The 21537-nt window shown below is 73.9% G+C and carries 16 protein-coding genes and 2 pseudogenes; 9 read left to right on the forward strand and 9 right to left on the reverse strand.

Annotated features, from left to right (window positions below; genetic code table 11):
- The first annotated feature begins 273 nt into the window (after positions 1-273).
- The 7 genes and pseudogenes from LUW75_RS15025 to LUW75_RS15055 all read left to right on the forward strand — a co-directional run bounded on the left by LUW75_RS15025 (position 274) and on the right by LUW75_RS15055 (position 9387).
- A complete protein-coding gene (locus LUW75_RS15025; protein WP_250336069.1) occupies positions 274-2100 on the forward strand; it encodes an ABC-F family ATP-binding cassette domain-containing protein in 1827 nt (608 codons plus the stop codon).
- Positions 2101-2366: 266 nt separating this feature from the next.
- A complete protein-coding gene (locus LUW75_RS15030) occupies positions 2367-4184 on the forward strand; it encodes an outer membrane protein assembly factor BamB family protein (protein ID WP_250336070.1) in 1818 nt (605 codons plus the stop codon).
- A gap of 79 nt (positions 4185-4263) precedes the next feature.
- Positions 4264-6057 carry an outer membrane protein assembly factor BamB family protein gene (locus LUW75_RS15035; protein ID WP_250336071.1) on the forward strand — a complete coding sequence of 598 codons (1794 nt, stop codon included), beginning with the start codon at positions 4264-4266 and terminating at the stop codon, positions 6055-6057.
- Positions 6058-6273: 216 nt separating this feature from the next.
- The gene (locus tag LUW75_RS15040) at positions 6274-6966 is read left to right on the forward strand and encodes a helix-turn-helix transcriptional regulator (protein WP_250336072.1); all 693 of its coding nucleotides are present in this window, start codon (positions 6274-6276) and stop codon (positions 6964-6966) included.
- A gap of 31 nt (positions 6967-6997) precedes the next feature.
- A pseudogene (locus tag LUW75_RS15045) lies at positions 6998-7162 on the forward strand (galactose-1-phosphate uridylyltransferase); the annotation flags it as partial.
- Positions 7159-8118 (forward strand): UDP-glucose 4-epimerase GalE, encoded by a 960-nt coding sequence (galE, locus tag LUW75_RS15050; RefSeq protein ID WP_250336073.1) that lies wholly within the window; start codon positions 7159-7161, stop codon positions 8116-8118. The pseudogene LUW75_RS15045 and the gene galE, both read left to right, overlap by 4 nt.
- Before the next feature lie 503 nt (positions 8119-8621).
- A pseudogene (locus LUW75_RS15055) lies at positions 8622-9387 on the forward strand (LuxR C-terminal-related transcriptional regulator).
- On the opposite strand, the gene LUW75_RS15060 reads toward LUW75_RS15055, so the two are convergent.
- The gene (locus LUW75_RS15060) at positions 9346-9843 is read right to left on the reverse strand and encodes a MarR family winged helix-turn-helix transcriptional regulator (RefSeq protein WP_250336074.1); all 498 of its coding nucleotides are present in this window, start codon (positions 9841-9843) and stop codon (positions 9346-9348) included. The pseudogene LUW75_RS15055 and the gene LUW75_RS15060 sit on opposite strands and share 42 nt — an antisense overlap.
- Positions 9844-9974: 131 nt before the next feature.
- On the opposite strand from LUW75_RS15060, the gene LUW75_RS15065 reads away from it, so the two are divergent.
- Complete coding sequence (locus LUW75_RS15065; protein WP_250336075.1) at positions 9975-10802, forward strand: trans-aconitate 2-methyltransferase; 828 nt, start codon at positions 9975-9977, stop codon at positions 10800-10802.
- Between the two features lie 257 nt (positions 10803-11059).
- Here LUW75_RS15065 and LUW75_RS15070 read toward each other — a convergent pair whose 3' ends face one another.
- Positions 11060-11731 carry a TetR/AcrR family transcriptional regulator gene (locus tag LUW75_RS15070; protein ID WP_250337681.1) on the reverse strand — a complete coding sequence of 224 codons (672 nt, stop codon included), beginning with the start codon at positions 11729-11731 and terminating at the stop codon, positions 11060-11062.
- The gene (locus LUW75_RS15075; RefSeq protein WP_250336076.1) at positions 11731-12705 is read right to left on the reverse strand and encodes an acyl-CoA desaturase; all 975 of its coding nucleotides are present in this window, start codon (positions 12703-12705) and stop codon (positions 11731-11733) included. Before LUW75_RS15075 ends, LUW75_RS15070 begins: the two co-directional genes overlap by 1 nt.
- 319 nt (positions 12706-13024) lie before the next feature.
- Between LUW75_RS15075 and ppc the strand changes: the two genes are divergently transcribed.
- Complete coding sequence (ppc, locus tag LUW75_RS15080) at positions 13025-15754, forward strand: phosphoenolpyruvate carboxylase (RefSeq protein ID WP_250336077.1); 2730 nt, start codon at positions 13025-13027, stop codon at positions 15752-15754.
- 79 nt (positions 15755-15833) lie between these two features.
- On the opposite strand, the gene LUW75_RS15085 is transcribed toward ppc, so the two are convergent.
- From LUW75_RS15085 to glmU, 6 genes are all read right to left on the reverse strand, one after another.
- Positions 15834-16604, reverse strand: coding sequence for an LPXTG cell wall anchor domain-containing protein (locus tag LUW75_RS15085; protein ID WP_250336078.1), 771 nt, complete (start codon positions 16602-16604; stop codon positions 15834-15836).
- Positions 16605-16827: 223 nt separating this feature from the next.
- Positions 16828-17301 (reverse strand): hypothetical protein, encoded by a 474-nt coding sequence (locus LUW75_RS15090; RefSeq protein ID WP_250336079.1) that lies wholly within the window; start codon positions 17299-17301, stop codon positions 16828-16830.
- A 55-nt stretch (positions 17302-17356) separates the two neighbouring features.
- Complete coding sequence (gene pth, locus LUW75_RS15095) at positions 17357-17953, reverse strand: aminoacyl-tRNA hydrolase (RefSeq protein WP_250336080.1); 597 nt, start codon at positions 17951-17953, stop codon at positions 17357-17359.
- Between the two features lie 74 nt (positions 17954-18027).
- On the reverse strand, positions 18028-18609 hold the full coding sequence (locus tag LUW75_RS15100; RefSeq protein WP_250337682.1) for a 50S ribosomal protein L25/general stress protein Ctc: 582 nt from the start codon (positions 18607-18609) through the stop codon (positions 18028-18030).
- 341 nt (positions 18610-18950) lie between these two features.
- On the reverse strand, positions 18951-19928 hold the full coding sequence (locus LUW75_RS15105) for a ribose-phosphate diphosphokinase (RefSeq protein WP_250336081.1): 978 nt from the start codon (positions 19926-19928) through the stop codon (positions 18951-18953).
- Between the two features lie 110 nt (positions 19929-20038).
- Positions 20039-21484 carry a bifunctional UDP-N-acetylglucosamine diphosphorylase/glucosamine-1-phosphate N-acetyltransferase GlmU gene (gene glmU / locus LUW75_RS15110; protein WP_250336082.1) on the reverse strand — a complete coding sequence of 482 codons (1446 nt, stop codon included), beginning with the start codon at positions 21482-21484 and terminating at the stop codon, positions 20039-20041.
- Between the last annotated feature and the right edge of the window lie 53 nt (positions 21485-21537).

Genomic DNA, 21537 nt, shown 5'->3' on the forward strand with positions numbered 1-21537 from the left:
CCTCCCGCCCCGCCGGCCGCCCGGTGCGGCCGGGGAGCCCCTCGGCCCGTACGCGGGCGGGACCGCGCCGCGCTCCTCGCCGGCGGTGCCGCCGGGCCCCGTACGGACGGTCGCGTCCCCGCCGCGGCGAGGGGCGCGGGCCCCGCCGCGCGCCGGGGAGGGCCGCCCCCGCCGCGTGCGCCGCTCCGGTCGCCGCACGCTACCGCACGGTGGGGCGCCTCCCGGCGCCCACTACCCTGGAGGGTCGACCCGTCCCGCCACATCAGGAGTGAAATGGCCGCCAACCTGGTCAATGTCGAGGCCGTCAGCAAGGTGTACGGCACCCGTGCACTGCTCGACGGTGTCTCCCTCGGCGTCTCCGAAGGCGACCGGATCGGCGTCGTGGGGCGCAACGGCGACGGGAAGACGACCCTGATCCGCGTCCTCGCCAAGCTGGAGGAGGCCGACACCGGCCGCGTCACCCACAGCGGCGGACTGCGCCTGGGGGTGCTCACGCAGCACGACTCGCTCGACCCGGCCGCGACCGTGCGCCAGGAGGTGATCGGCGACCTCGCGGACCACGAGTGGGCGGGCAGCGCCAAGGTCCGCGACGTGCTCACCGGCCTCTTCGGCGACCTGGACCTGCCCGGTTTCCCGCAGGGCCTGGACACGGTGATCGGACCGCTGTCCGGCGGTGAGCGGCGCCGCATCGCGCTCGCCAAGCTGCTGATCGCGGAGCAGGACCTGATCGTCCTCGACGAGCCCACCAACCACCTCGACGTGGAGGGCATCGCCTGGCTCGCCCGGCATCTGCGGGCCCGCCGCTCGGCGCTGGTCTGCGTCACCCACGACCGCTGGTTCCTCGACCAGGTGTGCACGCGCATGTGGGACGTCCAGCGCGGCACCGTCCACGAGTACGAGGGCGGCTACTCCGACTACGTCTTCGCGCGGGCCGAGCGGGAGCGGATCGCCGCCACGGAGGAGACCAAGCGGCAGAACCTGGTGCGCAAGGAGCTGGCGTGGCTGCGGCGCGGCGCCCCGGCCCGCACGTCGAAGCCGCGCTACCGCATCGAGGCGGCGAACGAGCTGATCGCGGACGTGCCGCCGCCGCGCGACACGAGCGAGCTGATGCGGTTCGCGTCGGCGCGGCTCGGCAAGACCGTGTTCGACCTGGAGGACGTGACCGTCCAGGCCGGTCCGAAGGTGCTGCTGAAGCACCTGACCTGGCAGCTCGGCCCGGGCGACCGGATCGGCCTCGTCGGCGTGAACGGCGCGGGCAAGACGTCGCTGCTGCGGGCGCTCGCGGAGGCCGCCGCGACGCAGGGCGAGAAGCAGCCCGCCGCCGGCCGGATCGCCGTCGGCCGCACCGTGCGCCTCGCCTACCTGTCGCAGGACGTGGCGGAGCTGCCCCCGGCGCTGCGCGTGCTGGAGGCGGTGCAGCAGATCAGGGACCGCGTCGACCTCGGCAAGGGCCGGGAGATGACGGCGGGCCAGCTGTGCGAGAGGTTCGGTTTCACCAAGGAGAAGCAGTGGACGCCCGTCGGGGACCTGTCCGGCGGTGAGCGCCGCCGCCTCCAGCTGCTGCGGCTGCTGATGGACGAGCCGAACGTCCTCTTCCTCGACGAGCCGACCAACGACCTCGACATCGAGACGCTGACGCAGCTGGAGGACCTCCTCGACGGCTGGCCCGGCTCGATGGTCGTCATCTCCCACGACCGGTTCTTCCTGGAGCGCACCACGGACCGGACGTTCGCGCTGCTCGGCGACGCGACGCTGCGGATGCTGCCGCGCGGCATCGACGAGTACCTGGAGCGCCGGCAGAGGATGGTCGAGGCGGCGTCCGCGCCCGCCGCCGCTCCGTCGCCCGCCGCCCCGGCCGCCGCGGCGAAGGCCGCGAGGACGGCCTCCGCGGCCGACGCCCGCGCCGCGAAGAAGGAACTCCAGAGGATCGAGCGGCAGCTCGACAAGGTCTCCGGCCGGGAGGCCGCCCTGCACGCCCGGATCGCCGAGAACGCCACGGACTTCGCGAAGGTGGCGGAACTCGACGCGGAGCTGAGGGAACTGGCGGCCGAGCGCGAGGACTTGGAAACGCGCTGGCTGGAACTGGCCGAGGACGCCTAGCCACCGGGCGCGCGGGGCTTCCTCAAAACCGCGTAGAGAAGGCGTGGAGAGCCGATAACGGAGGCGTCACGGGCCGGTCCTCCCTTGGGAACAGGGGTGGTACCGGCCCCTCTGCGCCTGTGGGGCGGGTGGTACAAAGAAACCCCGCTCGACTCACGTAACAGTGCGACATCCCTGTCCGAACCGCTCCATTCCGGCCATGCGCTCGCGCCGGGATCGCGGGGGAGGCCGGTCGGCCAGCGGACCGCACGAAGGGGGAAGCGCTGATGACTCAGCCGCCCAGCCAGCAACCGCCGCAGGGAGGCTTCGGGTCTCCGCAGGACCCGCGCGGGGTCCCCCGGCCCCCGGCCCGGCCGCCCGCCGCCCCGCCCGCGCCCCCGGCGCAGCCGCCGGCCGCCCCGCCCCCGGCGCAGGCCGCTCCCGGGTACGGCTTCCCGCAGGCCCCCGGACAGCCCCCGGCCCCCGGGTACGGCCACCCGCAGGCGCCCGGTCCGTACGCCCAGCCCGGTCCGTACCCGCAGCCCGGCCCGTACGCCCAGCCCGGTCCGTACCCGCAGCCCGGCCCGTACGCGCAGCCCGGCCCGTACGGCGGCCACCCGACCCAGCCCCCGCATCCCGGCGGCCCCGTGCCGCCCGGCGGCGGCCCCTCCAGGGGCAGGACCACCGCGGTCATCGCCGCGGCGGTGGCCGCGCTGCTCGCCGTGGGCGGCGTCACCACGTGGGCGCTCACCGGGAACGACGAGGACGGCGGGACCACCACCGCCCGGCCGTCGGACTCCGGGTCCGGGCCGTCCGCGTCCGTCGACAAGGGCGACGGCACCGGCGGCGGCCGCGAGGCGGAGGACGACCTGAACGCCGGCCGCCAGCCGGGCGAGGCCAAGGTCGAGTGGCTCCTCAAGAACGACGTGGACCTGCCGCGCAACGGCGCCGACGTCTACGGCCCGTGGGTCGTCGGCGACACGATAGCCAAGGCGATGTACCGCGGCGTCGAGGGCTTCTCCACCGCCGACGGCGAGAAGAAGTGGAGCATCCCCTTCACCACGGACGTCTGCGAGGTCCCGCACGCGCCCACCGCGAACGGGGTCATCGTCGTCGGCCTCAAGGACGGCACCGGCGACCGCGCCGACTGCCGCGTCCTGCAGCAGGTCGACCTGAAGTCCGGCAAGGCGGGCTGGAGGACGGAGGTCCCCAAGAGCACCGGCTTCAACGCGCTCTCCGACCCGACGCTCGCCATGGCCGGCAACACCGTCGTGGCCGCCGGCACCGGCAGCTCGTACGGCTTCTCCCTCACCGACGGCAAGCAGGTCTTCGGCAAGCCCTCCGACGGCTGCCAGCCCTACGCCTTCGCCGGCGCCGGCACGCGCCTGGTCGCCGCCGCCAGCTGCCGGGTCTCCGACTACAAGAACCCGCAGCAGGAGGTCTGGGACGTCGACCCGGCCACCGGCAAGCCGAAGTGGAAGTACCAGCTGGCGCGCGGCTGGGAGGTCGACAAGGTCTACTCGGCCAGCCCGCTCGTGGTGAACGCGGTCCACGAGGAGAAGAAGCAGCGCACCATCCTGGTCCTCAGCGACGCGGGCAAGCTGCGCTCCCAGCTCTCCGGCGGCGGCGACAAGTACCGCACCCAGTGCGGCGGCGGCTTCGTCGTCTTCGGCCAGCGCCTCCAGGGCTGCGCGGGCGTGGCGGCCGACGCCGACACGTTCTACATGTCGACGGAGCCCACCGCCCTCACCCGCGGCACCAACGACGTCGTCGCCTTCGACCTGGGCACCGGCAAGCCCAAGTGGCGCGCCAAGGCGGGCCCGGACAAGACGATGCTCCCGCTGCGGATGGAGGGCGGGAAGCTCCTCGTCTACATCGAGGGCTCCTGGGACCGCGGCGGCGCCGTCGCCACCCTGGCCCCGACCGGCGGCAAGCCGACCGTGCTGCTCCAGCACCCGGCGTCCGTCGCCCGGATCGAGCGGGACTTCTGGCAGCCGCGGTACGAGTACGCCGACGGCCGGTTCTTCATCGCCAGCGGCCGGGTCAGCGCCCGGGACGACAAGGCCGAGCTGGAGACCAAGACCATGATCGCGTTCGGCGGATAGCGCCGGTCCCGCGCCGGGACGCGCCGCGGCCGGCGCCGACGGAACCGACGACCCCCTTCCCCCCCGAGGTACGCACACGATGACGCAACCGCCCCCACCGCCCAACCAGCCCCCCGGCCCGCCCGACCAGCCCCCCGGCCCGCCTCCGCAGGGCGGGTTCGGCGCCCCGCAGGACCCGCCGCCCGGCGGCTTCGGCGCGCCCGTCCCGCCGCCGCCCGGGCAGCCGGTGCCCCCGCCGTACGGCCACCCCCAGGCCCCACCCGTCCCGCCGCCGGGACAGCCGGTGCCCCCGCCGTACGGCCACCCGGGCGGGCCGCCCGTCCAGCCGCCCGGCGTCCCCGGCGGGCCGCCCGCGTACGGTTACCCGACCGCGCCCGTGCACCAGGCGGCGCACCCGCAGCCGGGCGCGGGCGGCGGGCGGGGGAGGCTGTCCGCGCAGATGCGGATCGTCGTCGCGGCGGCCGTCGCGGTCGCCCTGATCGTCGGCGGCGGCGTCTGGTACGCGTCCGTCAAGGGCGACGAACCGGCGGCGTCGACCGCGAGCGGCGGCACCGCCGGGGGCGGCGGGCAGGACGGCGCCGCCCCCGAGGCCCCGGACGGCGCCGGCAGCGAGAAGGTGCCCGCCGACACCCAGGCGAAGGTGGCCTTCCAGATCCCCGCGCCGGTGGTCGCCGACACGGTGACCACCGCGGGTTCGTGGCTGACCGACGGGACGTACGCGAAGTCGGGCGTCAACGAGGTCGTCGGCTACGACGCGGTGAAGGGCACGAAGCGGTGGAGCGTGCCGCTGCCCGGCGAGATCTGCGCCGCCACCCGGCACGTGAAGGACAACAAGACCGCCCTGGTCTTCCAGCCCTCCAAGCCGACCCCGCAGGTGAAGTACCCGGCGTGCTCCGAGGTCGGCGTGATCGACCTGGAGGCCGGCCGGATGCTGTGGACGAAGTCCGTGGCGGGCGCCTCCCAGGGCGACCGCAAGGTCGCCTGGGACGAGGTGACCATCGGCGCGAACACCGTCGCCGCCGGCGGCACCCACGGCGGCGCGGCCTGGGACCTCGCCACCGGCAAGGAGCTCTGGCGGCCCCAGGAGGACGCCGAGGGCTGCTACGACATGGGCTACGGCGGCGGCGAGGGCCTCGTCGCGGCCCGCAAGTGCGGCGACAGCGACAACCAGTACGTGACGATCCAGAACCTCGACCCCGTCACGGGCGCGCCGCTCTCCGCGTACCGGATGCCGACGGGCGTCGAGTACGCGTCGGTCGTCTCCACCAGGCCGCTGGTGGTCGCGGCCGACGTCGGCGACACGGCGGGCGACGGCTCCGGCATCTCCGACTTCTTCTCCATCGACGAGAAGACCGGCAAGCTCAAGGCGAAGATCGTCGCGGACGCCGAGCGGTACGCGGGCGAGTGCCGCTCCACCGACGTGGAGAACTGCGAGAAGCTCGTCGTCGGCAACGGCCGCCTGTACGTCCCGACCGAGCAGCACGAAGGCGCCGGCGAGGACTACAACCGCGTCAACGAGATCGTCTCCTTCGACCTGGCCACCGGCAAGCTCACCGGCCAGCGGCTGGACTCGGGCACCAACGCGCAGCTGTTCCCGGTGCGGATGGACGGGGGCGACCTCATCGCGTACCGGACGCCCGGCTACGAGCGGGGCGGGCAGGTCGTCAGCGTCGACGGCGCCTCCTTCAAGGAGACCGTGCTGCTGAGGACCCCGGTGGAGCGGGCGATCGGCAACGCCGAGCGGAGCCTCGCCGAACGCGAGAGGATGATCTACCGCGACGGGCGGCTGTACCTGGCCGACCGCTTCGTGTCGAAGCCGTCGACGGTGGTGAAGGAAACGCGTTACCTGGCGCTGGTGTTCACCACCGGGTGATCCCGTGCGCCCCTCCGCGGCCCGGCCGTCCCCCGGACGCGCCGGGCCGCGGGCTTCCCCGGCGTCACGCCGTGATTCCCCAAGTCCCCCCGGACGGAGGAGAATTCGACATTGTGGGGGCGTCCCGGCGGTAAGGGGAGCACAACGCCCGGTAAGCGTGTAGCTTGCCGGGTCATGGACGGCCGGGCGGCCGCTCCGAGGGGTTGGGGGTTCTCGATGGGCGTGCGCCTGATGGTGGTCGACGACCACCGTCTGCTCGCCGAGGCGCTCGCCTCGGCCCTGAAGCTGCGCGGGCACCGCGTGCTCGCCGCCGCCGCGCCGGCCGCGGGCGCGGCCGAGCTGGTGGTGAGCCGCGCCCCCGAGGTGTGCCTGCTCGGCACGGCGGCCCCGGCGGAGCCGGGCGCCTTCGACCCGGTCGTACGGATCAAACGGGACCGTCCCCAGGTGTCCGTGCTGGTCCTGGGCCCGGTGCCCAGCCCGCGCGGCATCGCGGCGGCCTTCGCGGCCGGCGCCTCCGGGTACGTGCGCCACGACGAGCGCATCGAGGGGGTCGAACGCGCCATCGCGAAGGCCCGCGCGGGCGAGGCCGCCGTCACCCCGCAGCTGCTGCAGGGCGCGTTCACGGAGCTGCTGAACCCCACCACCACCCCCGACGACGAGGGCCGGCGGCTGCTGCGGATGCTGACGCCCCGCGAGGTGGAGGTCCTGGTGCGGGTCACCGAGGGCGAGGACACCAGGGCGGTCGCCGCCGGCATGGGAATCGCCCCGAGCACGGCCCGCACCCACGTGCAGCGGGTCCTGATGAAGCTCGGGGTCGGCTCCCGGCTGGAGGCCGCCGCCCTGGCGGCCCGCACGGGCCTCCTGGACCGCGCCGCCGCCGACCTCCCGCGCGCCGCCCACCGGGAGTAGGCCCCGCCCCGGGGCGCGACGGGCCCGCTCGGGGCGCGACACGTCCGCGCCGCGCCGCGAGCTTTTCACCCTCCGACGCACATCCGGCAAGCTGGAGTTCCCCGCGGGCTTCGAACCGGAGGCGAGCGTGTTCGCCGACGACGTGCCGCCGGAGGCCGCGGCCCGGCGACTGCGAGAGGTAGCGAGCGCATCATGAAGTACCTGGTAACGGGCGGGGCCGGCTACGTCGGGAGCGTCGTCGGGGCGCACCTGCTGGAGGCCGGCCACGAGGTGACGGTCCTCGACGACCTGTCGACCGGCTTCCGCGAGGCCGTCCCGGACGGGGCCGCCTTCGTCGAGGGCCGCGTCCAGGACGCCGCCCGCCTCCTCGACGCCTCCTACGACGGGGTGCTGCACTTCGCGGCGTTCTCGCAGGTCAGCGAGTCCGTCGCCGAGCCGGAGAAGTACTGGGACAACAACGTCGGCGGCACGATGGCGCTGCTCGCCGCGATGCGCGGGGCCGGCGTGCGCCGCCTGGTGTTCTCCTCCACCGCGGCGACGTACGGCGAGCCGGCCTCCGTCCCCCTCACGGAGACCGCCCCCACGGCGCCCACCAGCCCGTACGGCGCCTCGAAGCTCGCCGTCGACCACATGATCGGCGGGGAGGCCGCCGCGCACGGCCTGGCCGCCGCCTCCCTGCGGTACTTCAACGTGGCCGGCGCGTACGGCGCGTACGGCGAGCGCCACGACCCCGAGTCGCACCTGATCCCGCTCGTCCTCCAGGTCGCCCTCGGCCGGCGCGAGGCGATCTCCGTGTACGGGGACGACTACCCGACCCCGGACGGCACCTGCGTCCGCGACTACATCCATGTCGCGGACCTCGCCGAGGCCCACCTCCTCGCCCTGGACGCCGTCGTCCCCGGCGAGCACCTGATCTGCAACCTCGGCAACGGCAGCGGCTTCTCGGTGCGCGAGGTCGTCGAGACCGTCCGCGAGGTCACCGGCCACCCGGTGCCCGAGGTCGGGGCCGGACGGCGCCCCGGTGACCCGGCCGCCCTGGTGGCGTCGGCGGCCGTCGCACGGGAGCGGCTCGGCTGGCGGCCGTCGCGCACGGACCTCGCGGACATCGTCCGCGACGCCTGGGACTTCGCGCGCCGTCGCGCGGCGGAGTAGGGAACGGCGCGGAGCGGAACGGCGCGGGCCCGTCGGGCGACGGAGCGGGAGAGCGCGCCCGGGCCCCCTGCCCGCACCCGGTGCCCGCGACTCCCTGCCCCGGCCCCCAGCCGCGACTCCCTGCCGGAGGCCCCGGCCCGCGGCCCCGCTCGTGACGCCTGCCCGTGGAGCCGGCCCCGGTCCCGGCCCCGGCCGGCGGGGCGTGCGGCCGGGACCGGGCCGGGGGCGCCGGGCCGGAGCGGAGCCGTCGGTCCGCGCCCCGCGGCGGCGAGCAGCACAGGGGGAACGGCCCGGTCGGCCAGTTCTGCAAATCGGCTTCCGGTCCGCGCCCGCGCCCGTACCCTGATGCACAACATCGGTGGGGGCCGGTGCTGATCAGGGGGCGAGACAACCGGGCACGGCGCCCGGAGCGGGGCGGCACCGGGGCACGGCGGCGGCCGCGCGCCCCCCGTGCGCGACCCGGCTCCGGGCGTCGTACCCGCTCCGGCCCGCTTCCTCGACGCATGGGGGTGTCAGTGGTCCGTATCCGGGTTCTGGTGGTGGACGACCACCGCATCTTCGCCGAGTCGCTCGCCGCGGCACTGGCGGCCGAGCCCGACGTGGACGTCGCCGCGGCGGGCAGCGGCCCCGCCGCGATGCGCTGCCTCGACCGCGCGGCCGCCGAGGGCCGCCCGTTCGACGTCCTCCTCGTCGACGCCGACCTCGGCGCGGCCGCCGGGCCGGCCGCGCCGAGCGCCGTCCCGGACGGCGCCGCCGGGGGGCATCTCGCTGGTCGCCGCGGTGCGCGAGGCGCAGCCGTCCGTACGCACCGTGGTCCTCGCGGGGAAGGACGACCCGCGCCGCGCCGCGCTGGCCCTCCAGGCCGGGGCGAACGGCTGGGTCGCCAAGGACTGCTCCCTCCAGCGGCTGCTCGGTGTGATCCGGGGCGTCCTGCGCGACGAGACCCACCTGGCGCCCGCGCTGCTCACGGAGGTGTTACGGGAGGTGACGGCGGCGCGCAGGCACCGCACGGAGAGCGAGCGGCTCGTCGAGTCGCTCACGCCGCGCGAGCGGGAGGTGCTGTGCTGCATGGTCGCCGGGCTGGGCCGCAAGGCCGTCGCCGAGCGCCTCTTCCTCTCCCCGCACACCGTCCGCACCCACATGCAGAACGTGCTCGGGAAGCTGGGCGTGCACTCCGCGCTCGCGGCGGTCGCGCTGGCGCGCCGGGCGGGGATCGGGCCCGCCGGGTCAGCCGGGGACGTTGTCGAACGGGGCGGTCAGCCGGCGTAGCAGCGCCGCGAGCTCGGTGCGCTGGGCGCGGGGCAACCGGGCGAGGATGGCCCGCTCGTGGTCCAGCAGCCCGGCGAGGGCCTGGTCGGCGCGGTCGCGCCCCTCCGCGGTGAGGCGGACGAGGACGCCGCGCCGGTCGGTGGGGTCGGGCAGCCGTTCGACGAGGCCCTTCTTCGCGAGCCGGTCGATGCGGTTGGTCATCGTGCCCGAGGTGACGAGCGTCTGCGTGAGGAGCTGGCCGGGGGAGAGCTGGTACGGGTCGCCGGCACGGCGCAGCGAGGTGAGGACGTCGAACTCCCACGGCTCCAGCTGGTGCTCCGCGAAGGCGAGGCGGCGCGCCCGGTCCAGGTGGCGGGCCAGCCGGGAGACCCGGCTCAGCACCTCGAGCGGCTCCACGTCGAGGTCCGGGCGCTCGCGGCGCCATGCAGCGACCAGACGGTCGACCTCGTCCTCCATGACGATCAGTGTAGGCGCTCTGTCGATGTGAAGTCTCTTGACGTCAAGAAACAAGTGTTCGTGTGATTGGAAGGGTTCCGGCCGGAGCAACGTTTGGCTGAGACATCTCGCACCAGCAAGGGGAACTGACCATGCATTCCGCACCGATTTGGGATCCTCGGCAGTATCTGCGCCACTCCGGGCACCGCACGCGGCCGTTCCTGGACCTGCTCGCCCGGATCCCCGAGCTGCCGGCCGCCGAGGAGGGGCGGCCCGCCCGCATCGCCGACATCGGCTGCGGCCCCGGCAACATCACCGCGCTCCTCGCGGACCGCTGGCCGGACGCGCACATCACCGGCTTCGACCTCTCGCGCGAGATGCTCGACCGGGCGGAGGCGGACCACGCCGGACCCACCCCGGGCGGCGGCCGCGTCGACTTCCGGTACGCCGACGCGGCCGGGTGGACGCCCGGGGAGCCGTACGACCTGATCGTCTCCAACGCCGCGCTGCAGTGGGTTCCCGGCCACGCCGAGTCCTTCGGCGGCTGGCTGGAGGGGCTCGTCCCCGGCGGCACCCTGGCCTTCCAGGTGCCGGCCAACTTCACCTCCCCCAGCCACGCGCTGCTGGCCGAGCTGTGCGAGTCCCCGCTCTGGCGCGACCGGCTCGGCGGGCACGGACGGCGGTACGTCCACGTCCTGGGGACGACGGAGTACCTGGAGCGGCTGGCGGACCTCGGCTGCGCGGCCGACGTGTGGGAGACCGTCTACGCCCAGCTCCTCCAGGGCGAGGACCCGATCCTCGACTGGACCAAGGGGACGGCCCTGCGCCCGGTCCTCACCGTCCTCGGGGACGACGGGGAGGCGGTGTCGGAGTTCCTCTCCCAGTACCGCGACCTGCTGCGCAAGGCCTACCCGCCGGGTCCCCACGGCACGGTCTTCCCCTACCGCCGCATATTCGCCGTCGCCCGCAGGGAGTACTGACACCGGCCGCGCCGGCCGGTTCGCGGGGGGCGCCCACGGCCACGGCCCGGGTACCCCCGGCGCACGGCGCCGGCGCGGCCGTTCCCGGCCACGGGGGCCGCCGCCCGCGGGGAGGGCGCGCTCCGGGCACGGGCGGGCGGCGCGCGCGGCGCGGTCCGGCGGGGCGACGGGTCCGGCGGGAGCGGGCGGACCGGGCGCGGCGACGTCCTCCGGCGACCCGGCGGCGGCGCGGCGCTGTCCGGCGGATCGGGCGGGGGTCAGGACTTGCGGTGGCCTATGAGCCGGGGCTTCTGCTCCATGCCGTCCAGCCCGTGCCACGCCAGGTTGACCAGGTGCGCCGCCACCTCGGCCTTCTTCGGCTTCCTGACGTCCAGCCACCACTGCCCGGTCAGGGCGACCATCCCCACCAGCGCCTGCGCGTACAGGGGGGCCAGCTTGGGGTCGAAGCCCCGGGCCTTGAACTCCAGGCCCAGGATGTCCTCGACCTGGGTGGCGATGTCCGAGATCAGCGAGGCGAACGTACCCGTCGACTGGGCCACCGGCGAATCCCTCACCAGGATCCGGAAGCCGTCCGTGTACGTCTCGATGTAGTCCAGCAGCGCGAACGCGGCCTGCTCCAGGAGCTCGCGCGGGTGCCCCGCCGTGAGCGCGCCGGTCACCATGTCCAGGAGCTGGCGCATCTCCCGGTCGACCACGACCGCGTACAGCCCCTCCTTGCCGCCGAAGTGCTCGTAGACGACCGGCTTCGACACCCCGGCCTTCGCCGCGATCTCCTCGACCGACGTGCCTTCGAAGCCGCGCGCGGCGAACAGGGTCCGGCCGACGTCGAGCAGTTGCTGGCGCCTCTCGGCACCGGTCATGCGGACCCGGCGCCCGCGCCGGGGTTTGTCACCACTGGTACCGCTGCCGTCGTTCGCCACACCGTCCATCATGCCGCGTTCGCGGGGCGGGTCTGCCGACGGGCTTCGATCCGCTCCTCGGTGGGCCAGCGCACGTCGTACGCCCAGCCCAGTTTCTCGAACCAGCGGATCAGCCGCGCGCTGGAGTCGATCTGGCCCCTCATGACGCCGTGCCGGGCGCTCGTCGGGTCCGCGTGGTGCAGGTTGTGCCAGGACTCGCCGCACGACAGGACCGCCAGCCACCACACGTTGCCCGAGCGGTCGCGCGACTTGAACGGGCGCTTGCCCACCGCGTGGCAGATCGAGTTGATCGACCACGTGACGTGGTGCAGCAGCGCCACCCGCACCAGGGAGCCCCAGAAGAACGCCGTGAAGGCGCCCCACCACGACATCGTCACCACTCCGCCCACCAGCGGCGGGATCGCCAGCGACACGATCGTCCACAGGACGAACTGGCGGGAGATCCGGCGCAGTGCCGGGTCCTTGATCAGATCCGGGGCGTACTTCTGCTGCGGCGTCTGCTCCTCGTCGAACATCCATCCGATGTGTGCCCACCACAGGCCCTTCATCAGGGCCGGCAGCGTCTCCCCGAACCGCCACGGCGAGTGGGGGTCGCCCTCTCCGTCCGAGAACCTGTGGTGCTTGCGGTGGTCGGCCACCCAGCGCACCAGCGGCCCCTCCACCGCCAGCGAGCCCATGACCGCCAGCGCGATCCGCAGCGGGCGCTTCGCCTTGAACGACCCGTGGGTGAAGTAGCGGTGGAAGCCGATCGTGATGCCGTGGCAGCCGATGAAGTACATCGCCGTCAGCAACCCGAGGTCGAGCCAGCTCACCCCCCATCCCCAGGCCAGCGGCACGGCCGCCACCAGGGCGAGGAACGGCACGGTGATGAAGAGGAGCAGGGCGATCTGCTCGACGGACCGCTTGCTGTCGCCGCCCAGCGTGGCGGACGGCGGGTCCTGCTCGCGGGCGGTGCGGTCGAGCACTTCAGGGCTTGTGGTCATGGGCGTCCCCTTGAGGGTGAGGGAGAGGGCTGGCGGTGGGAGAGACGGACGGAGGCCCGGGCGGACCTTCCTACGGTTCCGTAACCTACGGAGTCGTAAGTATGGCAGTGCCCGGGCCCCGGGCAAGAGGCCGAGGGCGGCGCCGTCCGGACGGGCGCCTATCCTGGGTGCCGTCGGACAGCGCGGTCCGCAGTGTCCCGCCGGGACCGTCTCGCGAAAGCCGGCTTGCGGGAACCAGCCGGTGCGTCGACGGGGCGATCCCGGGGACACCTCAGCAGTACCCCTCCAGACGTGTTCATCACTGCAAGGAGCCGCACCCGTGAGCAGTGCCGACCAGACCCCCTCCGCCGCCGCCGAACTGCGCGCCGACATCCGCCGACTGGGCGACCTCCTAGGCGAGACGCTCGTACGGCAGGAAGGGCCCGGGCTCCTGGAGCTCGTCGAGAAGGTCCGCCGCCTGACGCGCGAGGACGGCGAGGCCGCCGCCGAGCTGCTGGGCGACACCGACCTGGAGACCGCCGCCCGGCTGGTCCGCGCCTTCTCCGTCTACTTCCACCTCGCCAACGTCACCGAGCAGGTCCACCGGGGCCGCGAGATGCGCGCCCGCCGCGCCACCGAGGGCGGCCTGCTCGCCCGTACGGCCGACATGCTCAAGGACGGCGACCCCGAGCACGTCCGCGAGACCGTCCGCAACCTCAACGTCCGCCCGGTCTTCACCGCGCACCCGACCGAGGCCGCGCGCCGCTCCGTGCTGAACAAGCTCCGCCGGATCGCCGCCCTCCTCGACGAGCCGGTCACCGCCGCCGACCGCCGCCGCCACGACCTGCGCATCGCCGAGAACATCGACCTCGTCTGGCAGACCGACGAGCTCCGCGTCGTCCGTCCCGAGCCCGCCGACGAGGCCCGCAACGCCCTCTACTACCTGGACGAACTGCACGCCGGCGCGGTCGGCGACGTCCTGGAGGACCTCGCCGCCGAGCTGGAACGGGTCGGCTTCGAGCTGCCGGCCGGCACCCGCCCGCTGACCTTCGGCACCTGGATCGGCGGCGACCGCGACGGCAACCCCAACGTGACCCCGGACGTCACCTGGGAGGTGCTGGTCCTCCAGCACGAGCACGGCCTCACCGACGCCATCGAGACGATCGACGAGCTGCGCGGCCTGCTGTCGAACTCCATCCGGTACGCCGGGGCCACCCCGGAGCTGCTCGACTCCCTCCAGCGGGACCTGGACCGCCTGCCGGAGATCAGCCCCCGCTACAGGCGGCTCAACGCCGAGGAGCCGTACCGGCTCAAGGCCACCTGCATCCGGCAGAAGCTCGTCAACACCCGCGAGCGCCTCGCCCGGGACACCCCGCACCAGGAGGGCCGCGACTACCTCGGCACCGCCGAACTGCTCCGGGACCTCACCCTCGTCCAGACCTCGCTGCGCGAGCACCGGGGCGGCCTCTTCGCCGACGGCCACCTGGACCGCACCATCCGCACCCTGTCCGCGTTCGGCCTCCAGCTGGCCACGATGGACGTCCGCGAACACGCCGACGCCCACCACCACGCGCTCGGCCAGCTGTTCGACCGGCTCGGCGAGGAGTCCTGGCGCTACGCGGACATGCCCCGCGAGTACCGGCGGAAGCTGCTTGCCAAGGAGCTGCGCTCCCGCCGCCCGCTCGCCCCGACGCCGGCGCCGCTCGACGAGGCCGGGCAGAAGACCCTCGGCGTGTTCCACACCGTGAGGGCGGCGTTCGAGCGGTTCGGGCCCGAGGTCGTCGAGTCGTACGTCATCTCGATGTGCCAGGGCGCCGACGACGTGTTCGCCGCCGCCGTCCTCGCCCGCGAGGCGGGTCTGGTCGACCTGCACGCGGGCTGGGCGAAGATCGGCATCGTGCCGCTGCTGGAGACGACCGACGAGCTGAGGGCCGCGGACGTCATCCTCGACCACATGCTCGCCGACCCGTCCTACCGGCGGCTCGTCTCGCTCCGCGGCGACGTGCAGGAGGTCATGCTCGGCTACTCCGACTCCTCCAAGTTCGGCGGCATCACCACCTCCCAGTGGGAGATCCACCGAGCCCAGCGCAGGCTCCGCGACGTGGCCCACCGCCACGGGGTGCGGCTGCGCCTGTTCCACGGCCGCGGCGGCACGGTCGGCCGCGGCGGCGGCCCCTCGCACGACGCGATCCTCGCCCAGCCCTGGGGCACCCTGGAGGGCGAGATCAAGGTCACCGAGCAGGGCGAGGTCATCTCCGACAAGTACCTCATCCCGTCCCTGGCCCGGGAGAACCTGGAGCTGACCGTCGCCGCGACGCTCCAGGCGTCCGCCCTGCACACCGGGCCGCGCCAGCCGGACGAGGCCCTGGCCCGCTGGGACGCGGCCATGGACACCGCCTCCGAGGCCGCCCACACGGCGTACCGGGCGCTCGTCGAGGACCCGGACCTCCCGGCGTACTTCTTCGCCTCCACCCCGGTCGACCAGCTCGCGGAGCTGCACCTGGGCTCCCGGCCGTCCCGCCGCCCCGACTCGGGCGCCGGGCTCGACGGCCTGCGGGCCATCCCGTGGGTGTTCGGCTGGACGCAGTCGCGGCAGATCGTGCCCGGCTGGTACGGCGTGGGCTCCGGCCTGAAGGCGCTGCGCGACGCGGGCCCGGACGACGTGCTCGACGAGATGTACGAGCGGTGGCACTTCTTCCGCAACTTCCTGTCGAACGTCGAGATGACCCTCGCCAAGACGGACCTGCGGATCGCCCGCCACTACGTCGACACGCTCGTGCCCGACGGGCTGAGGCACGTCTTCACCACCATCGAGGCCGAGCACGCCCTCACCGTGGAGCAGGTCCTGCGGATCACCGGCGAACGCGAACTGCTGGACGCGCAGCCCGCGCTGAGGCAGACGTTCCAGATCCGCGACGCCTACCTGGACCCGATCTCCTACCTCCAGGTCGCCCTGCTGAAGCGGCAGCGCGACGCGGCGGCCGCCGGCGAGCCGGCCGACCCGCTGCTCGCCCGGGCGCTGCTGCTCACCGTGAACGGCGTGGCGGCCGGCCTGCGCAACACCGGCTGACCGCGTACACCGCGCGGGCGGGCCCCCGCCGGATCTCCTCCGGCGGGGGCCCGCCCGTTCGGGCGCGCGGGGCGCGTCGTCAGTGCTGCTGGGCCTTGCGGCGGCGCATCACCAGGAAGGCACCGCCGGCGACGAGCGCGGCGGCGAGGCCGCCGAGGGCCGCGACGGGGGCGCTGCTGCCGGTCTCGGCCAGGTCGCCCTCCGGGGAACCGCCGGACGGGGACGGCGCGCCGGTCGGCGCGGCGCCGCCCGGGGCGGCCTCGGACGGGGCCGGGGCGCCCGGCGTCGAGGACGGGGCCGGCGAGGACGCGGGAGGCTCGGACGGGGTGCCGGAGGGGGTTCCGCCCGGCGTGCCGGACGGCGTGCCGGAAGGGGTGGTCGACGGCGTGCCGGAGGGGGTGGTCGACGGCGTGCCGGACGGGACGGGCTTCCCGTCCGGGCAGTCGCTCTTGAAGACCTTGTGCTTGGGGGCGCCCTTCATGCCCTCCCAGCTCCAGAACAGCTTGTACTGGCCGTCGGGAAGGGTCATGTCCCCGGTGCGGCCGTGGCCCTCGGCGTCGAGGGTGATCGCGCCGCCCTTGACGGTCGTGCCCTTCTCGGCCTCGTTCTTGGCCCAGGCCTGGATCTCCCAGGTGACCTTCTGGGCCGCGTCGAACTTGAAGGCGTCGAGGTAGAACTCGCAGACCTTGGGCTCGTTCTTCGTGAGCTCCTCGCCGGTCCGGGCGTCGTGGATCTTTACGGTGCCGTTGTCGCCTTTGGTGGCGGGGGCGGCGTGGGCGGCGGGGACGAGCGTCAGGCCGCAGACCGCGGCCGCCACCAGAGCGCCGGTGGTCTTCGAAAAGGTGCGCATGGGCAGTCCAACGTGAGAGGTGACTGGGCCGTGGGGGGCGGCTCAGCTTCCTGTGACGTCGCACACCAGTCAAGGGTGATTAAGGGCATCCAGGCGGGTTCATTCCGTTTGCCGCCCTCGATTTCGATAACGGTTCGGTCAATTCCGGTTTGGTTGTACGGGAGTCGGTACGGGTTCCGCCACAACTCGGCCGTTCGGACCCGCCCGACGCCCCGCCGGGGCGTCACAGCGTCAGGAAGGACGCCCCCAGCAACACCCCGCCGGCCGCTCCCGACACCCAGGCGGCGCGGGGCCGGCGCATCCCGGCGCCGAGGACCGGGGCCGCGAGCAGCAGCGCGCCGCCCAGCGGCAGCCACGCGTGCAGCCCGCCCGCCCAGCCGGCGCGGACGGCCTCGGTGGTGTCGGGCTTCACGACGACCTCGTACCGGCCGTCCTCCTCGACGGCGACGGACCGGGCGATCGTCACGTCCGTACGGGGCGGCTCCGCGGGCGCCTCCGGGACGAAGCGCCCGGTGCACACCTCGTCGCCGCAGCCGGCGACCGTCAGGGTGCCGCGCTCGCGGCCCTTGGGGAGCAGCACGTGCTGCGCGGCGTCCCAGGAGGCCCGGGCGCCCGCGGCCACCAGCACCAGGACGACCAGCGCCATGGCGGCGAGGCGGGCGTACGGGAGTACGGCGATCCGCTTCTTCGAACTCATGGGGCGCGATCCTTGGCCACGGATGCACGCCGGGTCAATCCCGTCGACCGGCCCGTCAGGAGTTGTACGCGGACTGCGCCCGCTCCAGCCCCTCGGTGACCAGCGCCTCGACGGCGTCGGCGGCGCGGTCCACGAAGTAGTCGAGCTCCTTGCGCTCGGCGGCGGAGAAGTCCTTGAGGACGAAGTCCGCGACCGGCATCCGGCCGGGCGGGCGGCCGATCCCGAACCGCACCCGGTGGTAGTCCGGACCCATCGCCTTCGTCATCGACTTGAGGCCGTTGTGGCCGTTGTCGCCGCCGCCCAGCTTGAGGCGGAGCGTGCCGTAGTCGATGTCCAGCTCGTCGTGGACGGCCACGACGTTCCCGGTGGGCACCTTGTAGAAGTCCCGCAGGGCGGTGACGGGCCCGCCGGACAGGTTCATGTACGACATCGGCTTGGCGAGCACCACCCGCCGGCCGGACGGGCCGGGCAGACCCATCCGCCCCTCCAGGACCTGCGCCTGCGCCTTGCCGTGCCGCTTGAAGGAGCCGCCGGTCCGCCCGGCGAGGAGGTCGACCACCATGAAGCCGACATTGTGCCGGTTCCCGGCGTAACCGGGCCCCGGGTTCCCCAGCCCCACGATCAGCCAGGGGGCGCTGGCGTCCGTCGTCATCTGCGTGTGCCTCCGGATAGGGGTGTGGGGGGTGCCGGGGCACCCCCCACGGGGACGTCGGGCCGCGGCCCGGATCAGGCCTCGGCGGCCTCTTCGCCCTCGGCGGCCGGCTCCTCGGCCTGCGCGGCCAGAACCTGCAGGACGACGGCGTCCGCGTCGACGGCGAGGGAGACGCCCTTCGGCAGGGCGATGTCCTTGGCCAGCACGGAGGCGCCGGCCTCCAGGCCCTCGACGGAGACGGTCAGGGCCTCGGGGATGTGGGTGGCCTCGGCCTCGACCGGCAGGGCGTTCAGCACGTGCTCCAGGAGGTTGCCCCCGGGCGCCAGCTCGCCCTCGGTGTGGACCGGGATCTCGACGTTGACCTGCTCGCCGCGGTTCACGAGCAGCAGGTCGACGTGCTCGATGAAGCCCTTCAGCGGGTCGCGCTGGACGGCCTTCGGGATGGCCAGCTCGGTCTTGCCGCCGAACTCCAGCGCCAGCAGGGCGTTGGAGGTCTTCAGGGCCATCATCAGGTCGTGGCCCGGCAGGGTCAGGTGGACCGGCTCGGTGCCGTGGCCGTACAGGACGCCGGGAACCTTGTTCTCGCGGCGGATGCGGCGGGCGGCACCCTTGCCGAACTCGCTGCGGGTCTCGGCGGTGAGCTTCACCTCGGACATGGCGCACTCCTCGTATGCGGGGACGGACATCTGGTCGCGGTCACTCGGCCACGACTGGACTGGCCTGCTACGAAGAGCGCGTCGATAACGGACCGCCGCGGTCGCCTGGACCGCGGCCTCCCTCGCCGAGCAACTCCGACAGTCTACTCGCCGGGCACGCGCCCACCCAATCGATCATCGGACCGCCCGGACCGCCCCGCACCACCCGGGCGTACGGGCCTCCGGAGGGCGGACCGCCCGGACCGGCGGTCCGCACCGCCCGGTTCCCCCGGGTCCCCGGGAACGAGGAGGGCCGCCTTCCCCGTCCGGGGAGGCGGCCCTCGCGGCGGGGCCGTCCGCCGCTACTGCTGCTCCTCGAAGAGGCTGGTGACCGAGCCGTCCTCGAACACCTCGTGCACCGCGCGGGCGATCGTCGGCGCGATCGACAGCACCGTGATCTTGTCGAGCTTCAGCTCGCTCGGCGTCGGCAGCGTGTCGGTGAGCACGAACTCGCTCACCCTGGAGTTCTTGAGCCGGTCCCCGGCCGGGCCGGAGAGGATGCCGTGCGTCGCGGTGACGATGACGTCCTCGGCGCCGTGCGCGAACAGCGCGTCGGCGGCGGCGCAGATCGTCCCGCCCGTGTCGATCATGTCGTCGACCAGGACGCACACCCGGCCCTCGACCTCGCCGACGACCTCGTGGACGGTCACCTGGTTGGCGACGTCCTTGTCGCGGCGCTTGTGGACGATCGCCAGCGGGGCGTCCAGCCGGTCGCACCAGCGGTCGGCGACCCGTACGCGGCCGGCGTCCGGGGAGACGATGGTCAGCTTGGAGCGGTCGACCTTCGCGCCCACGTAGTCCGCGAGGACCGGCAGCGCGGTCAGGTGGTCGACCGGGCCGTCGAAGAAGCCCTGGATCTGGTCGGTGTGCAGGTCCACGGTGAGGATGCGGTCCGCGCCCGCGGACTTGAGCAGGTCGGCGACGAGGCGCGCCGAGATCGGCTCGCGGCCCTTGTGCTTCTTGTCCTGCCGGGCGTAGCCGTAGGACGGGATGATCACGGTGATGCTCGCGGCGGAGGCCCGCTTGAGGGCGTCGATCATGATCAGCTGTTCCATGATCCACTTGTTGATCGGAGCCGTGTGGCTCTGGATCAGGAAGCAGTCCGCGCCGCGCGCCGACTCCTGGTACCGGACGTAGATCTCGCCGTTGGCGAAGTCGTAGACCTTCGTCGGCACCAGGGTGACGGCCAACCGGCGCGCGACCTCCTCGGCCAGCTCGGGGTGGGCGCGGCCGGAGAAGAGCATCAGCTTCTTCTCGCCGGTCGTCTTGATCCCGGTCACAGCACTGTCTCCTCAGAGGTGTCCTCTGGCCGCGTTTCCCCTGAGCCGCGAACCAGCCGAATTCGTATGCGTGTATCACGGTACGCCCAGTAAGGCGTACGTGTTTTCGATCAGCTCTCGCCGCCGGCCTTCTCCGAGGCCGCCGTGGCGGCCTGGGCGGCGGCGCTTCCGGGCCGCTTCCGGGCCACCCAGCCCTCGATGTTCCGCTGCTGGCCGCGGGCGACGGCGAGCGCGCCGGCCGGCACGTCCTTGGTGATCACGGACCCGGCGGCCGTGTAGGCGCCGTCCCCGACCGTGACGGGGGCCACGAACATGTTGTCCGACCCGGTCTTGCAGTGGGACCCGATCGTCGTGTGGTGCTTCTTCTCGCCGTCGTAGTTGACGAAGACGCTGGCGGCGCCGATGTTCGTGTGCTCGCCGATGGTGGCGTCGCCGACGTACGACAGGTGCGGCACCTTCGTGCCCTCGCCGACCGTCGCGTTCTTCGTCTCGACGTAGGTGCCGATCTTGCTCCGGGCGCCCAGGCGCGTCCCCGGGCGGAGGTAGGCGTACGGGCCCACGGAGGCGCCCTCGCCGATCACGGCGGAGTCCGCGACCGTGTTGTCCACGCGGGCGCCCCGGCCGACCTCGGTGTCCCGCAGGCGGGTGTTCGGGCCGACCTCGGCGTCCTCCGCGACGTGGGTGGCGCCCAGCAGTTGCGTGCCCGGGTGGACGACCGCGTCCCGCTCGAACGTCACGGTGACGTCGACCTGCACGGACGCCGGGTCGACCACCGTCACGCCGTCCGCCATGGCGCGCTCCAGGAGTCGCCGGTTGAACAGCGCCCGGGCCTCGGCGAGCTGGATCCGGTTGTTGATGCCGAGGATCTCGCGGTGGTCGCCCGCGACGGACGCGCCGACGCGGTGGCCGGCCTCGCGCAGGATGCCCAGCACGTCGGTGAGGTACTCCTCGCCTTGGCTGTTGTCCGTGCGGACCTTGCCCAGCGCGTCCGCCAGGAGCCGCCCGTCGAACGCGAACACGCCGGAGTTGATCTCCCGGACGGCGCGCTGCTCCTCGGTGGCGTCCTTGTGCTCCACGATCGCGGTGACGGCGCCCGTGGCCGGGTCGCGCACGATGCGGCCGTACCCGGTCGCGTCCGGCACCTCGGCGGTCAGCACGGTGACGGCGTTGCCGTCCGCGGCGTGCGTCGCGGCCAGCGCGCCCAGCGTCCCGCCGGACAGCAGCGGGGTGTCGCCGCACACCACGACCACGGTGCCGTCGACCCCTCCCAGCTCCTCCAGCGCCATGCGGACCGCGTGCCCGGTGCCGTTCCGCTCGTACTGGACGGCGGTGCGCGTCCCGGTGCAGTGCTCCCGCAGGTGGGCGGCGACCTGCTCGCGGGCGTGGCCGACGACGACGCAGAGGTGCTCGGGGCCCAGCTCGCGCGCGGCGGAGACGACGTGTCCGACGAGGGAACGCCCGCAGATCTCGTGCAGGACCTTCGGGGTCTTGGACTTCATGCGGGTGCCCTCACCCGCGGCGAGGACGATGACTGCGGCCGGGGGGTTGGCGCTCACGGGTGGCCCTTCGGCTTCGGGTGGTGGACACCCGCAGGATACCGGGGGTTTCC

The sequence above is a fragment of the Streptomyces sp. MRC013 genome, from assembly GCF_023614235.1.
In the GTDB taxonomy this organism is placed as follows: Bacteria; Actinomycetota; Actinomycetes; order Streptomycetales; family Streptomycetaceae; genus Streptomyces.

Excerpts from the sequence above, each read along its gene's own strand:
- LUW75_RS15025 (WP_250336069.1), top strand. The coding sequence starts at position 274 with ATGGCCGCCAACCTGGTCAATGTCGAGGCCGTCAGCAAGGTGTACGGC.
- LUW75_RS15030 (WP_250336070.1), top strand. The coding sequence starts at position 2,367 with ATGACTCAGCCGCCCAGCCAGCAACCGCCGCAGGGAGGCTTCGGGTCT.
- LUW75_RS15035 (WP_250336071.1), top strand. The coding sequence starts at position 4,264 with ATGACGCAACCGCCCCCACCGCCCAACCAGCCCCCCGGCCCGCCCGAC.
- LUW75_RS15040 (WP_250336072.1), top strand. The coding sequence starts at position 6,274 with ATGGGCGTGCGCCTGATGGTGGTCGACGACCACCGTCTGCTCGCCGAG.
- galE (WP_250336073.1), top strand. The coding sequence starts at position 7,159 with ATGAAGTACCTGGTAACGGGCGGGGCCGGCTACGTCGGGAGCGTCGTC.
- LUW75_RS15060 (WP_250336074.1), bottom strand. The coding sequence starts at position 9,843 with ATGGAGGACGAGGTCGACCGTCTGGTCGCTGCATGGCGCCGCGAGCGC.
- LUW75_RS15065 (WP_250336075.1), top strand. The coding sequence starts at position 9,975 with ATGCATTCCGCACCGATTTGGGATCCTCGGCAGTATCTGCGCCACTCC.
- LUW75_RS15070 (WP_250337681.1), bottom strand. The coding sequence starts at position 11,731 with ATGGACGGTGTGGCGAACGACGGCAGCGGTACCAGTGGTGACAAACCC.
- LUW75_RS15075 (WP_250336076.1), bottom strand. The coding sequence starts at position 12,705 with ATGACCACAAGCCCTGAAGTGCTCGACCGCACCGCCCGCGAGCAGGAC.
- LUW75_RS15085 (WP_250336078.1), bottom strand. The coding sequence starts at position 16,604 with ATGCGCACCTTTTCGAAGACCACCGGCGCTCTGGTGGCGGCCGCGGTC.
- LUW75_RS15090 (WP_250336079.1), bottom strand. The coding sequence starts at position 17,301 with ATGAGTTCGAAGAAGCGGATCGCCGTACTCCCGTACGCCCGCCTCGCC.
- pth (WP_250336080.1), bottom strand. The coding sequence starts at position 17,953 with ATGACGACGGACGCCAGCGCCCCCTGGCTGATCGTGGGGCTGGGGAAC.
- LUW75_RS15100 (WP_250337682.1), bottom strand. The coding sequence starts at position 18,609 with ATGTCCGAGGTGAAGCTCACCGCCGAGACCCGCAGCGAGTTCGGCAAG.